10 protein-coding genes are annotated in these 14,375 nt (G+C 40.9%); 4 read left to right on the forward strand and 6 right to left on the reverse strand.

The window, feature by feature from the left end:
- Positions 1-24 precede the first annotated feature (24 nt).
- Positions 25-1,389, reverse strand: coding sequence for a 3-oxoacid CoA-transferase (locus ACO1XM_RS04550; RefSeq protein ID WP_486226270.1), 1,365 nt, complete (start codon positions 1,387-1,389; stop codon positions 25-27).
- Positions 1,390-1,424: 35 nt separating this feature from the next.
- The gene (locus tag ACO1XM_RS04555) at positions 1,425-3,182 is read right to left on the reverse strand and encodes an FAD-dependent oxidoreductase (protein WP_486226272.1); all 1,758 of its coding nucleotides are present in this window, start codon (positions 3,180-3,182) and stop codon (positions 1,425-1,427) included.
- Positions 3,183-3,271: 89 nt separating this feature from the next.
- Between ACO1XM_RS04555 and ACO1XM_RS04560 the strand changes: the two genes are divergently transcribed.
- From ACO1XM_RS04560 to ACO1XM_RS04575, 4 genes are read left to right on the forward strand one after another with little or no spacing between them, the layout of a single operon-like run.
- Positions 3,272-4,135, forward strand: coding sequence for an intradiol ring-cleavage dioxygenase (locus tag ACO1XM_RS04560; RefSeq protein WP_486226274.1), 864 nt, complete (start codon positions 3,272-3,274; stop codon positions 4,133-4,135).
- Positions 4,136-4,141: 6 nt separating this feature from the next.
- Entirely contained in the window at positions 4,142-5,347 is a 1,206-nt protein-coding gene (gene pcaF, locus ACO1XM_RS04565; RefSeq protein WP_486226276.1) for a 3-oxoadipyl-CoA thiolase, read from the forward strand.
- Positions 5,348-5,356: 9 nt separating this feature from the next.
- Positions 5,357-6,130 (forward strand): IclR family transcriptional regulator, encoded by a 774-nt coding sequence (locus tag ACO1XM_RS04570; protein ID WP_486226278.1) that lies wholly within the window; start codon positions 5,357-5,359, stop codon positions 6,128-6,130.
- A complete protein-coding gene (locus tag ACO1XM_RS04575; protein WP_486226280.1) occupies positions 6,127-7,194 on the forward strand; it encodes a maleylacetate reductase in 1,068 nt (355 codons plus the stop codon). Before ACO1XM_RS04570 ends, ACO1XM_RS04575 begins: the two co-directional genes overlap by 4 nt.
- Before the next feature lie 103 nt (positions 7,195-7,297).
- On the opposite strand, the gene ACO1XM_RS04580 is transcribed toward ACO1XM_RS04575, so the two are convergent.
- From ACO1XM_RS04580 to ACO1XM_RS04595, 4 genes are all read right to left on the reverse strand, one after another.
- Positions 7,298-9,358 carry a patatin-like phospholipase domain-containing protein gene (locus tag ACO1XM_RS04580; protein ID WP_486226282.1) on the reverse strand — a complete coding sequence of 687 codons (2,061 nt, stop codon included), beginning with the start codon at positions 9,356-9,358 and terminating at the stop codon, positions 7,298-7,300.
- Between the two features lie 7 nt (positions 9,359-9,365).
- Positions 9,366-9,950 carry a hypothetical protein gene (locus ACO1XM_RS04585; protein WP_486226284.1) on the reverse strand — a complete coding sequence of 195 codons (585 nt, stop codon included), beginning with the start codon at positions 9,948-9,950 and terminating at the stop codon, positions 9,366-9,368.
- 92 nt (positions 9,951-10,042) lie between these two features.
- On the reverse strand, positions 10,043-12,289 hold the full coding sequence (locus tag ACO1XM_RS04590) for a hypothetical protein (protein ID WP_486226286.1): 2,247 nt from the start codon (positions 12,287-12,289) through the stop codon (positions 10,043-10,045).
- 26 nt (positions 12,290-12,315) lie between these two features.
- On the reverse strand, positions 12,316-14,352 hold the full coding sequence (locus ACO1XM_RS04595; protein WP_486226288.1) for a hypothetical protein: 2,037 nt from the start codon (positions 14,350-14,352) through the stop codon (positions 12,316-12,318).
- Positions 14,353-14,375 lie beyond the last annotated feature (23 nt).

Here is a 14,375-nt window from a genome sequence, read left to right on the forward strand (position 1 = left end):
TAATATTTCAGATGATGAAAGGTCTTACTTGCTTGGTGCGAGCGAAGGCGAAACGTCAAACTGTGCTTCTGTTAGCTTTCTTACTGTTTCCAGATCAGCTCCCGGCATCAATTCAGTCAGCACTAATTTTTTATGTATAAACTCAAATACAGCTAACTCAGTGATGACCATATCAACAGCATCAAAGGCGGTAACAGGCAGGCTGCAGCTTTTAACAATTTTTGCACCGCCATCTTTCTCGTTGTGATTCATAGTAATGATTAATTTCTTTGCGCCACTGGCCAGGTCCATAGCACCACCAACACCCAATAACGGTTTACCCGGTACAGCCCAATTGGCGAGGTTGCCCTTTTCATCTACTTGCAAACCACCCATAATGGCTACATCTACATGTTTGCCGCGAATCATTCCAAAAGATGTGGTAGTATCGAAATAGCTTGCTCCCGGTAAAGCGGTTACCGGAATTTTTCCGGCATTAACCGGATAATGCATGGCCCCGCTTCCATCTGCAGGTTCAGGACCAACGCCCAGCATACCATTTTCAGTATGCAGAATAATTCCGTCTTCCGGTTTGATCAGATCAGCGACTAAAGTAGGTATACCAATGCCTAAGTTGACAATGTTTCCTTTTTTCAATTCTTGCAGTGCGCGCTTCGCCATGTGCAAACGCGCTTCGTCTACTTTCTTTAAGCTGCCTTTTACCGATGCAGATGATCCAAGGTCACTTTCTTGCAATTTGGCTTCAACCAAAAAATCAATAAAGCAACCTTGTGTATGTATATGATTCGGATCGAGTTGCCCTACAGGTACTATCTCCTCTACCTCAGCAATCACCAGGTCTGATGCTGTGGCCATCGCAGGATTAAAGTTTTGCTCTGTTAAGCGATAGGTTAAGTTACCCGCAGTATCAGCTTTCCAGGCGCGTATAAAAGATACATTGCCGCGTATACCAGGAATAAAAACTTGTTCAAATCCGTTTAAGACGCGCGACTCTCTGCCTTGTGCTAAAATGGTGCCTGCTGAAGTTGGTGTAAAAAATCCACCAATACCCATACCCCCACAGCGAATGGCTTCACCCAATGTGCCTTGAGGAAGTATTTCATATTCTACTTCCCCACCTTGTGCAGCCTTGACAGCATCGGGATTACTGGTGAAATACGAGCCGATCATTTTTTTGATCTGACTATTGCGCAAGAGTTTGCCGCCACCCAAACCTGGCTCGCCCACATTGTTGCCAATGAAAGTAAGTTGTTTTGTATCCGTTTTTGCGAGTGCATCCAATAAATGAACGGGATTGCCTGTCATGCCGAAGCCACCACATAATAATGTGTCTCCGCTTTTTACCTTTTGTGCTGCTTCTTCCAACGTAATGATGGGAACTTGCTTCATATAGAATTTGATAAGTATATCTTCTCTTAAAGTATTTAATTAACCTTCAGTGCGAGCATCTGAGTCAGGGCTGCTGTAAGTTCAGTTATAGGATCGCTTGCTTTTTCTTTAGCGCGGAAGGCCACATGAAAATCTGGTCGCACCAATAAGCAACCAGCATCTTTTATTTCACGAATGGCAGCCCACTCACCATATAAGTCAGTATATTTTTTGCCCGGTCCGATTTGAACAAGGCGGATAGGGATATTCAGTCGCTCGGATAAGTCTTGTGCTGCTTTCATCCAAGGCTCTCCTCCTATACCCGTAAACAAGGTGAACACACCTTTGCCAGCCAGGTCTAGTGTAGATATCCTGTGGCCATTATCATTGCCAATCCAAACATGAGGTAAGCGAGCACCTGGCCATGTTGTTGCTTCATAATACAATTCCTTATCGCGTTTGTAAGCAGGCTCGATAGTGCCATCCGACTTTACTGCACGAGAAGTGTAGCGTTGATTCATTTCAACGCCATGGCAATTGAATTCGTATGATTTAAATAGAATAGCCTGTCGCAATTTTTCACGCTGTACCTCAGCTTCAGGATTATTATCTTTCATCTTCTCCATGTTCGCACGCATCACCACAGGATCAGAGGTATCGGTTAAACCGAGTGATTGAAAAATAGGACCAAACTCAGTAATGCTTTTATTCGCACGCTCAACAATTTGTTTGGCAATAGGAGCTCTTTCTTCATTATACGATTTCAACAAATCTTCACCTGCTTGTCCTTTTACCACCATGGCCAGCTTCCAGGCAAGGTTAAAGGCATCTTGTATAGAGGTATTAGAACCTAAACCGTTGGAAGGGGGATGACGGTGAATGGCATCACCCATACAAAACACTCTGCCTTTTGAAACCTGTGTAGCATAACAGTGATTAACTGTCCACGTAGAAGTTGATTTAATTTTAATAGGGATGTTAGGATCTCCAACCAGTTTTAAGACAATATCCTTTGCTAATTCATCCGTGACTTTAGGAGGACCATCATTAATATCGTAACCCCAAACAATTAACCATTCATTCCACGGACGCACCATGCGCACCAGGCCCATGCCGATGCCGCCCACATTAGAACCAGGTTGCAATACCCAATACAAAACACTTGGACGATGCGCAACATATTTTGTTAAATCCATTTCGCACACAATGTTCATGCTGCCGCCCACACCCATCTGGCCTTCAAAGGGTAGATTAATGTCTTTCGCTACCTGACTATTTCCTCCATCTGCACCGAGTAGATACTTAGCACGGATAGTATAGACTTCATCAGAAAGTCTGTCGCGTACAGTAGCCGTAACACCATCCTTGTCTTGTTCTAATCCTAAGTATTCAGTATCGAAGCGATAGCGCGAGCCTTTACTGGCACCAGCATGAGCAAGGATGGGTTCTAATAAATTTTGAGGAATGTCACACATCTTCGTTGGGCTGGCTAAAGTATAATCGGCTAATCGGTTGGGATGTGTGCCCCATGAATACAAACGTCCAAGTTCTTCTCCAGCTAGACTGGTACAAAAAACATTATTACCCATCCACTCTTGAGGTACTGCTTTTTGTATCACATCTTCCTCAATACCAAGGTCACGAAAAACTTCCATGGCGCGTTGATTGGTGATGTGCGCACGAGGGGTGTTGGCCATCCAGTTATACTTCGTAACCACTACATTTTTTACACCATAGGCACTTAATAAGGCTGCAGCAGCAGAACCCGCGGGTCCACTTCCTACTATCAGAACGTCTGTTTCGAATTTGTGCATGGGACAGTATTTGTTTCGGTGAAATATAGTGCAAAAACTATTTTACCGTACTTTTGTTTGATATTAGAACATATAATTTCGTTAAGACCATGCAAAATTCAATAGAAAACGCCCTTACCGACTTAGTGATTAGCCGTATAAAGGCCGAAAATTCCAGAAATCAGGAGGTTTTGACCAAACTTGTAAAACATCTCCATGCCTTTATTAAGGATGTGGAACCAACAGAAAAAGAGTGGCTCAGTGCTATTGAATTTCTGACGAAAACCGGACAAAAGTGCGATGATAAAAGGCAGGAGTTTATCCTTTTTTCGGATGTATTGGGTGTTTCTATGCTGGTGGATGCTATCAATCACCGATCCAAATCAAGCATAACAGAAACAACCGTAAAGGGACCTTTCCATGCAGCAGCACAACACTATGAAGCAGGTGAAAACATTGCCCGTGGCAGTGAGGCTGAACGCGGTGAGGCTACAGTAGTGCGTGGTCGTGTGTTAACATCTGATGGAAAGCCTATAGCGAATGCAACACTAGATGTTTGGCAATCGGATGATATTGGTTACTACGATGTGCAGGATGTCAATCAACCTCAAATGAATTTGCGCGGAATTTTCACGACTAATGCGCAGGGTGAATTCTGGTTTCGTACCATTAAGCCTGCGGCTTATCCTGTGCCAACGGATGGTCCTGTGGGTGACTTGCTGAGAGCATCAGGTCGCCATGCTATGCGACCAGCACATATTCACTTTTGGATTAAAGCGGAAGGCTATCAGGACATTATCACTCATTTATTTGTTGAAGGTGATGAGTATCTGGAATCAGACGCTGTATTTGGCGTGAAGGATTCACTTGTCATTCCCTTTGTAAAAAACACCGATGCTGACCAAGCAGCGAAATGGAAAGTGACTTCGCCTTTTTATGAAGTGCAATATGATTTTACCTTAGCAAAAAAATAAGCCCACATGAAACAAGCATATATTGTAGAAGGTACTCGCACACCCATTGCCAAATTTAAAGGCGGCTTGTCTGAAGTGCGTGCCGATGACCTGGCAGCCCTCACCATTAAGGCATTAATGAATAAGTTGGGCGATTTTGATCCTGCTTTGATTGATGATGTTATTTTAGGTTGCCATAATCAGGCGGGAGAAGACAATAGAAATGTAGCACGCATGGCCTCACTCCTGGCTGGCTTGCCCGTTTCTGTACCCGGAGAGACTATAAACCGACTTTGTGCCTCAGGGATGTCGGCTGTCATGCAGGCCAACCGCGCCATTAAAGCAAGTGATGGCGATATCTTTATTGCCGGTGGTGTGGAGCATATGACGCGAAGCCCTTTTGTATTGTCGAAAACATCTTCACCTTATGGAAATGATGCGCAATTGTATGACAGTAGTTTTGGGTGGCGCTTTATTAATCCCAAGATGAAGAAGATGTATGGTACTGAGGCCATGGGTGAAACAGCTGAGAATCTCGCGGACTTACATCGTATCTCCAGGAAAGATCAGGATTTATTTGCTTTGAAGAGTCAGCAAAAAGCAGCACGCGCAAGAAGTCGAAAACGATTGGCGATGGAAATTACGCCTGTGGAGATTCCACAACGCAAAGGCAATCCAATACTATTTTCAGAGGATGAATTTATTAAAGCGGATACTACCATAGAAGTGCTGGCAAATTTAAAGCCTGCCTTCCGTGAAAATGGCTCTGTTACTGCAGGCAATGCTTCTGGTTTAAACGATGGTGCCTGCACCTTACTTATCGCCTCGGAAGAGGCCGTAAAGCAATACGGATTAAAACCTTTGGCCAGGATTGTAAGTTCACAAGTGGTGGGTGTAGAACCGCGTATCATGGGTATTGGCCCTGTTGAGGCTTCGAATAAAGCTTTGGCTAAAGCCGGACTGAAAATGAGTGATATGGATGTCATCGAATTAAATGAGGCTTTCGCTGCACAAAGTCTTGCTTGCATTCGTTCATGGAACTTAGCAGATGATGATGCACGTATCAATCCTAATGGCGGAGCTATTGCCTTAGGGCATCCCCTCGGTATGTCTGGCGCACGAATTTTATACAGCGCAGCCATTGAATTACAGCAAAGTAATGCTAGATATGCGCTTTGTACAATGTGTGTAGGCTTAGGTCAAGGTTACGCCACCATTATTGAACGTGTTTAAAAACAATTTATGAATAAAGAGATCAAGAAATCTGATTTTGTACAGTCACTTGAAAAAGGGTTGAATGTGATAAATGCCTTTGACATGGATCATGAACAGATGACCTTGAGTGACGTTGCCAAGAAGGTTGACTTGACACGCGCCAACGCAAGGCGAATTTTACTAACCCTTCAACACCTGGGCTATGTCACTTCTTTAGATGGCAAATTATTTTCTCTATCTCCCAAGGTGTTGAGCCTTGGCTATTCTTATTTGTCTGGACTCCCCTTTCGCGAACTAGCGCATCCGTATATGCAGGAGCTGGCAAAAGAAATTAATGAGTCTTGCTCCATGTCTGTACTTGATCAAAGTGATATTGTCTACATCGCGCGCGTGCATACAAAACGAATCATGACCATCTCATTAGGCATTGGCACACGTCTGCCAGCCCACGCCACCTCTATGGGCAAAGTATTACTGGCAAGTCTGGATCCGATGGAGGCCACTAAACTCATTGGTCAAATGAAATTTGAAGAGCTCACGCCTTTTACACTATCCAAGAATGCTTTTATTCAACACCTTGATGTTGTGCGTAAACAAGGTTGGGCCATCTCCGATCAGGAATTGGAAATTGGTGTACGTTCCATTGCCTGCCCTATACGTGATAAAAAAGGTAAAGTGATTGCCGCCATTAATATAAGCGGTCACGCCAGCCGCGTAACATTGGAGGACTTAGTGAAGAAATATTTAAGTGCCCTGAAAGATAAAGTGGAAAAAATCGAACAAGCCCTTATTAACTTATGACTATCCATTCTTTTGAATACACTTCCTTTCCTTCCAAGATATTTTTTGGTGAGAAGAGTTTCGACAAAATCATTCCTCTTTTAGCTTCGTATAAGAAGGCCTTTGTGATTGCTGCAGACCGACAGCAACTATATGTGAATTTCATTAAGGAGAAGACGAGTGCTGATAAGGTTTTTCATTTTAATAAAGTGATACAGCATGTACCGCTTACCTTAGTGGAAGAAGCAAAACTAAAACAACAGCAAGCACAGACCGATGTATTGGTGGCGATTGGTGGTGGTTCTGCTATCGGTTTAGCAAAGGCACTCGCCTTAATTTCAAATCATGATATCATTGCTGTACCAAGTACCTACGCTGGTTCAGAAATGACAAATATATGGGGTACTACTACAACTGAAGGAAAAACAACCGGGCGAGATATGCGTGTTTTACCTGAGTTTGTTATTTATGATCCTGCCATGACAGCCGGCATGCCGATGCCCTTAGCTGCCACCAGTGCCATGAATGCGATGGCGCATTTAATGGAAGCGTTATATGGTCATGATTCTAACCCCATCACCTACAATAATTCATTAGACGGTATAAAGAAGTTGCGTGCAGGTATGGTACTTCTGGCTAAACACAAGGCCCTAACAAAAGAAGCAAATCAATTATTACAATATGGTTCCTTTCTGGCAGGCAAAGGTTTGTGCGAAGTTTCCATGTCCCTGCACCATAAGTTGGCGCACGTCTTGGGTGGATCCTTTTCCTTAGATCATGCCTCAGTTCACACTGTATTACAGGCTTTTGTATTGGATTACCAATGGGATGCTTTATCCACGGAAATACAACAAGACTTCATTGTGGCTTTAGAGCATACATATCCACCTGCTGCATTGCTTACACTGGCAAAAAACATGAATGCACCTACTTCTCTAGCTGCCATTGGTTTTAAACAACCAGACATTGAGAAGACAATTGAGATTGTCATGGCTAAACCCTATGCAAACCCCAAGCCCGTAACCAAAAAAGGATTAGCTGATTTACTTTTGAAAGCATATCAGGGGAGGCTGACTCTTCAATGATATTGACAATGTTCTTTTAAGAACTTCTTTTGTGTGTTTAAAACAATGAAATCTTTACTCAACTTGTTAGCCATAAATTAGAAAAATGATATGCCTGCTAATATTAGTCGTGTTGAAACCATTCTAACAGTTGCTTATGCTTTTTGATTTCAGTCTGACAAATCTGCTGAATAGTATTAACCGCATTTTCGGATAATATCCAATTGAGTGGCACCTGTTCTGTTGTAGCGGACAAGTCAATTTGCACAAAATTGCCTTCTGGCAATTCCTTTCTCAACAGTAAATTACTGTGGGTAGTATGCGCCCCTCTCACATTATAAATACCAGAAAGGATCGAAGTAACATCATCAAAGGCATTGTAGCCACCTGCTGGTGTGCTGCTTTCACCAAAACTCAACACCAATACGCGTGGTGAGAATTTATCCTTATATCGTTTCTTTAATCGTAAAATAACTTCACGGGTGGTAGTCGCGCCTAAATTTTCATAATAGCCCCCGTCTACATAATGCATAACCATACAATTGTTAATGACAGCGGCAGCGGCAGGCGAAATAATGGGGAAGCGTGCACTTACACCCATGGCGGCACTATAGGGTATTGGTTTGCTTATACCTGCATATAAATCCACTGCATGATCAAATCCACTGTCGATTTGTACATTGCTATAGATGCTGCGCCTGCCGGTTTCAACTTCCGTGCTGTGAATAAAAATTGCAGGGGAAGCATCACCCACTACTTTTTCGAAGGGCATTGCAAGTGTGTTTATTTCTGTTTTACCTGATAAGGCTCGCTCCCAACTTCTTTCCAGTGCATAGGCACGATCAAACTTTTTAATTTTCACTGGTATAACCATGTTTACAATTTCACCAAACACCAGTGTACCTGTAGTAGCAGAAAGAAAGTCGTGTGAGAAGAATTCCGTTGACTTCTCACTAAAATTCATTGTATTATCGTGATAAAGCAAGGTGTGGAAAAAATTTGCACCTATTGTTCCACCGGAAACAGAACTGAAAGAGAATAATCGGTCTTGTATGCTATTACGCTTGACACTGTCAAGGCTATCTGCCAATGTCGAAAGTAAAATGGAAGTAAACGCCCCCGTACGCAAAGCGCCCCCCTCAGCCACGACAAATACTGGTGAAAAAGTATTTAGGGTGTCCATTTGATGTTCAGTAGTCCATCGTATAAAATGTTCTTCCAATGAAAGTCGGTCCAATAGCGCTGTGTTTTTTACCTCGTGCTCAGTAATCCTATGATCCTGGTTTATAATGGATACCAGAATAATCCATGAAAGTACTACTGCTTTCCAGGGCAGTTTTACTAAAAAAGGTTGTGTCTTGTCTAGTAACTCCAAAGCAAAATATACAGTGATCCAACATCCAAAGGCCAAGGATATGATTGCAAGCGCCCCCACGTGGGCGTAGAAAGGAACAGGTGCTATGCAAAACAGAAGTATGAACAAAATGGCTATTGTAAACAGAATCCAGAATCTTTTAAAGAGTGGTTGAAAAAGCGCTGGATCTGGCTTTACCAGCTTTTTGTTCTCTTTACAGATTTTTTCATTGCCCACTTGTTTAAGCTCAAATGAAGTAATAACCTTTTCCTGCAAAATCCCGGTGAGTTTACCCAATGCACTGATGGCCTCTCTTCTGGTCGCTGCCGGAAATGAAAGTACATAAAATTTTTGCCGAAGTTTACCATCACGTATGTAGATCAGAAATAGTGTAAGCGTTATCAGTCCCAGTACAGCCATAATGATACCGAATGTCATGATGTAATAGTCATGATTACGGAAGTTGATACTAAAGACTTTTATAAAGCCGATGGTCGTGAACAGCATGGGTAGAAAAATGACATAGCGATTAAAAGTACGCTGAATGTGCTTGCGCTTCTGTACACGCAAAGGTGAAAGGTGATGGGAAGAGATGTCGGAGATGTATAATAAAAAGCGACTGCCAAACTCAGAGGTAATTGACCAAAAATAGATTGCTATGGTAAGATACAGGAATGACCAATATTCGTTATTTAAGAAATCCTCTATCATGTTCAACATCATATCCTGACCTTGTGGCATGATAATGATTGTTACACCAAAAAGAATCTGGAGAAGACCGATAAACCATAAAGGCCTTAGTACAATAAGTATATCACGGAATTGATTCATACATCTTCTAATTTAATGACCTCCGATACGCTTTTGAATAATTTAACTTAATTTCATCGATTGCATGTTTTACCTGATGCTTATTCAGGTACAATTTGTTCTTGCATTCTTGCATTCTCTGTTGATATTGCCAATCTCGTTCAGCCTCAAACAATCTATTTTGATTGATGATAAAACACTGCATGAGTGATTCCAGATTTTCCTTTGTTTTGAGGTTAACATTTGTAATATCCCGAAGTATATCCATTTGTATATTTTGAAGTTGTTCATTTCTTGCAACGATTGCTTTTATAAATTGAGCATGTTTTGAATTTAGCTGAGGCAGCGTAAGACTAGTTAACGCTAAACCACTATTGATATCGTTTAAAACTTCTGGGCTCTGCACAAGAAATTTTTCCAAACTTGCAAGTTTACCCTCTTGCGGGTTACAGACGGTCGAATCCCTTACAAGTTCCAATGACCTGATCAAATGGCGGAGTGATTGAAGTTTTTTCTTACTTTTAAAGCGGTTTTTTGAAATATCATGTTCAATCACATCCAATGTTTCTATCCAAAAATCAATGCTATCTCCCAGCATCAGATTTCTTTCCATGCTTATGGATATGACCATATCGCATTGTGCCTTTTTCTGAGCATAGCACACATTCACAACGCTCAACACAAGAAGAAGTAAAATTTTCCTGATCATTGTTTTTTAAGTTTTTGTATTTTCAAACCTTCCACCTCATCATAATTTTCCAGCTGACGTATGTCAAGATAAACGCTGTCAATTCTTTGGTTTGTTCCCTGCAGTTCATCCCGAATTTCACCCAACAAATTCAACATAGGTGTCGAAACTGAAATGGCCGCGCTGGGGGGATGTTTATAAGAATGGGATGCCGTAAATGTTGGTGCATGCCAGTTTTGAAGGGTCATCATCCAATAAGGTTTTTCCGGATTAATATTTTCTGGTTTAATCGGTCTCGCCAACGGAACTAATAAAATGAAAATAGAAAGTGTTTGTATAAAAAAGATCTGCCGCACACCAAAGGAGTCTTCTTTTTCAGCAGGCATATCGAGGTCTTCATCGCGGCTATTAAACCACCAGGCAAGTGCCAGAATAATAAGTGTGGTAAGGAAAATATAAACACCTATTCGCTGTGAGTCCACCAAATAACTCCTGTAAACCTTTTGCGCTCCTTTGTATACTCTTTCATAACGCTGCTCCTGCAATGCCAGCAACTCGTTAGCCAGTACAAGCATCGACCTAATACTTAAGGAATCATCCCTGATTGCTTCCTTACGGAGCGGGTTTTTAATCTTGGGACCAACTAATATTGGAACCAGTCGCTTGGCATCCGGTTTCAATTCATCTGTAAAGCTTCTTATATCCTGAACCACGTTAAGTTTACGTTCATACTTCGCGAGTAACACATCATAGTCACGCTTCACCAGCCTACTTTTTGCGCTATCGCCAATCTGGGCAAACACGTGACGGTACATCTTTATCTGCTCCAGCAGGATGATAATTTCACGCATGGTATCGCGTTGGTTTTTCTCATCATCCAGAAATCTTGAATAAAAATCAATCGGATGTCCATATTCACGTAACTCATAGTTTTTATCCATCAATGGGTCTGCTTTGCAGGAACCAAAGTAAACTGGAAAAACATGTTTGTGTAGTTGAACAACCAGACTGTCGTATACACTATCAATTTCATGTTGCTTAAAATATTTATAAACACTTTTATTGGGAGATTTAAGCAATGTATCATAGGTTCCATAATATATAGCTCTCACATTGAAGTCATTTCTTTTGATAGTACCAAGCAGTCTTTCTTCGTTTTGAGGTCCTTTAAAAGAGCGATGATTCAGACTATCAACCTGCAGGGCAAGGGTAAGCGCAGAATCTCTTGAAATTCCTGGGTTATTCTTAAAGAAATAAAATGGAAATATTTTATCAGTTGGCATTTCATTCGCAGCATCCATACGGTTATTTAAATAGCTACGGTTAATGCGTTCATAACCTGAGGTTATTGAAAAATAAATAAGTACAAAAATGATGGTTGGAAATAATACCTTGAAGTAGTCTGTCAACGATTTAAGCGGCCAGGCAAACAAAATCATATAAGTAACCACAATAGTAAATACGATGGCTGAAATCACTGATTTCGCCTGTAAATTAACGGCAGGGATACAAAGTCCGAGGCATACAATTAACAGCCAAACAATTATCAGGTCGTAAGAGATACCGACTGCTTTGTTTATTGCCCAATGGAGGCTGAGTGCCATAATGGAATACACTGCAATAACACTGGCGAAATACACATAAAAAGAACTTTGATAAACAATCCAAGGCTCATTAAATACAGCCAAGGCCAAACCTATAAAAATGTCTAGCGTAAAAATGAGAACGTTGAGTCGGAAGGCTCGTGCCCGTAGTTTACTTTGCTTTTTTCGTTCCTCGTCTGGAAAAAAAGAACTTACATGACGAATGTGTCGCGTTACAAAATCCAATTGTGCTACAGAGAGCACACCATAGTAACCGCAAATAAGCATGAAGGAGAGCGATGACAAGGATCCAAGATAGCTTATGAAAAAAAAGATGGGGATTATTTTAAGACTGCAGAAGATTAATACCCGAATCTTATAGTTTTTAAATACAGCGCTTTTCTTTTCATAATCAGTCAATACATGCGGGGGCAATTTTGCTACCAGGTACTTGCCAAAACCCCATACAAGCCAGTAAGTGGTGTATAAAAGAACAGGTACGATAAAATAAATGACTGAAAAAAAGTTCAAGGCGTTGAATGTAGCCATGTCACGTGTTTCGCTGATGGCTTCCAATATATTAGGAAGCAGGGTACTTAATCCCCCAGCACTCAAGGCAATACCTAGCGCTGAGTCGCGAAAAATCTGATTGAATCCGGAGTAGTCGTTTAACTTAGCCATAGATTTATTGATTCATAAACTACAATCTACTTGACCGATTTTCTCTTTTTCCCTAACGCAGTGAGATACTCTGATATTTTCACCTCAAATGATACTGTCCAGATGTTCTTTTTATCAAAGTTTTCAAAGAAACTATTGTTTGCCTGTAGTGGCCAGTTGTAACCTATATTTAAATCAAGTGAGTTAAAAAAGGCAAAGCCCAAACCCAAACCTGCAATCGGATCCTGAAATTGTTTATCCGAAGTGAGATCGGCAATCTTATATAAAATACCTGAACCATAGGCCAGGAAATAAATATCAGACAACAAGGGCTCCTTCGACTTAAAGGATGAAACTGTCGTTGGTTTTCCGGTTAATCTGGAATGAAACGTTTCGCCATACTCGAAGGACCTTCTCCATTTAAAATCGACAAGTTTAACTTTAAGACCGATTTTTTCTGATGCAAAGGCTATGGATTTAATAGAGTCTGTTCTAAATCCGGTTGAATCAGGAAGAAGCGCCCTAACTGAAAAATTAGATTGAATTGACTGATTAGCCCCAATCGAGAAATATAAACTAAATATGCTTGATTGACGGTTGGCATACTTTTCATAGATCCGTGTAATGATATCTTCAACGGCAATTTCTACCTTATTATCCTGGCTATTGATAATGGTATATTTATCTACATTTTCCAGAATACTTTTCAGGTAAAAACCCAGTTTCTTATCTTGAAAGATTTCACTGGCCTCTTTGAGCACATTAAAAACAAACTGATATGTTTCAACTTTGTCAAGTTCGTCCAGGTGAGTAATGAAATCCATTAGTTCACTGAATTCACTAATATTAACCGCTGCCAGGTTGCCAAATGATGATTCACTCAGCAGACGCTGTAGTTTTTGAAGTAAGACATTGGTAATCATTATCTCCAGGTCATCAGCAGTTTGAAGGTACTTGGGATTCAAACCATTTTCAGACACCAGACGGATTAACAATGGCCGAATGCTCTTTTCAAGATAAAACAAGTCGTCCTGATCAAATGCTGTACCTCTCCCCGAAAAACGTTTAAAAGCAGCCAGGTTTTTTTCAATACTCTCGGACAGTTCTTTGCTGTTATTCGTTTCAGCATAAGCGATTGCCACATTTCCCCCCGAAGGAACATCAGATACCCTGAATGGAGCATTCTTAGATTGAAGATCCTTATAAATATCAACTGTTTCGCCCAATAAGCGCTGATATAAGATTTCTGGAGACCTCACATTTTTTTGCTCCATCAAAGCACCTTGTTTTTCTTCAAATAAAGAGACTAGGCTATTTAAACTGGTGCTATTGTCACTCCATTTACGAACCAACTGATAATTTTTTAAGAGTATTTCCACTTCTCCCTTCATTCTTTTATAAAAGCTATCCGTTTCAGTAGGAAATATTTTACGAATCTTAAAGTAGGCACTATGCGCTTGATAGTAACTGTTATTTAATGGGAGAGCCCTGGACAGAAACCCAAGTTCATTGACGGATTTATCATTACGCAGTATTTCGTAAACCATATCCAGAAAAAAAGAGCTGAAGGTAATGTCACTGTGCTTATAGTTCTTCAAGTCTTGCAACTTAATTGTTAATTGCGTAGTACCAGAAACAGCAGGACATCCAAATTCATTTTTTGTGTTATAATCATTGTCAAAGACTTTCAATAAATTATGTAAATCGCTATTGCACATTCGTGAAGATAACTGCAGGTATAACTCAGAAAAGCCATACACTAAAGCAAGGTTGGCAGTATGCTCCAGTAGATTTTTTTTAATCGCTTCCTTACTTTCACTCTCAAGTAAAATATCCAGTGAATTATGAACGTATTCCCAGACAACATAACTCTGGCCCTCCAGATCTCGGAAAATCGTTTTCTTTATAAACTCTTTTTTCAGCTCGCCTTGCTTTTCGCTAATGAGTTGGGCAAGTACATCAATGTCTATACTTCCCTTTTCGCCAACTACTCCGGCTACACCGAGTGCTAATGTCGGAGGACTTTCCACCTGCCCTATAGCGAAGAGCGGTAAAAGTATGAGTACGTAAAAAATATTTTTCATAAGTGTTTGGTTTAGATATTTTA

This window comes from Chryseotalea sp. (genome assembly GCF_057350905.1).

Bases quoted from the DNA above. Each gene is read 5' to 3' on its own strand.
- ACO1XM_RS04550 (WP_486226270.1), bottom strand. From the start codon at position 1,389: ATGAAGCAAGTTCCCATCATTACGTTGGAAGAAGCAGCACAAAAGGTA.
- pcaF (WP_486226276.1), top strand. From the start codon at position 4,142: ATGAAACAAGCATATATTGTAGAAGGTACTCGCACACCCATTGCCAAA.
- ACO1XM_RS04575 (WP_486226280.1), top strand. From the start codon at position 6,127: ATGACTATCCATTCTTTTGAATACACTTCCTTTCCTTCCAAGATATTT.
- ACO1XM_RS04590 (WP_486226286.1), bottom strand. From the start codon at position 12,289: ATGGCTAAGTTAAACGACTACTCCGGATTCAATCAGATTTTTCGCGAC.
- ACO1XM_RS04585 (WP_486226284.1), bottom strand. From the start codon at position 9,950: ATGGAAAGAAATCTGATGCTGGGAGATAGCATTGATTTTTGGATAGAA.
- ACO1XM_RS04555 (WP_486226272.1), bottom strand. From the start codon at position 3,182: ATGCACAAATTCGAAACAGACGTTCTGATAGTAGGAAGTGGACCCGCG.
- ACO1XM_RS04595 (WP_486226288.1), bottom strand. From the start codon at position 14,352: ATGAAAAATATTTTTTACGTACTCATACTTTTACCGCTCTTCGCTATA.
- ACO1XM_RS04580 (WP_486226282.1), bottom strand. From the start codon at position 9,358: ATGAATCAATTCCGTGATATACTTATTGTACTAAGGCCTTTATGGTTT.
- ACO1XM_RS04560 (WP_486226274.1), top strand. From the start codon at position 3,272: ATGCAAAATTCAATAGAAAACGCCCTTACCGACTTAGTGATTAGCCGT.
- ACO1XM_RS04570 (WP_486226278.1), top strand. From the start codon at position 5,357: ATGAATAAAGAGATCAAGAAATCTGATTTTGTACAGTCACTTGAAAAA.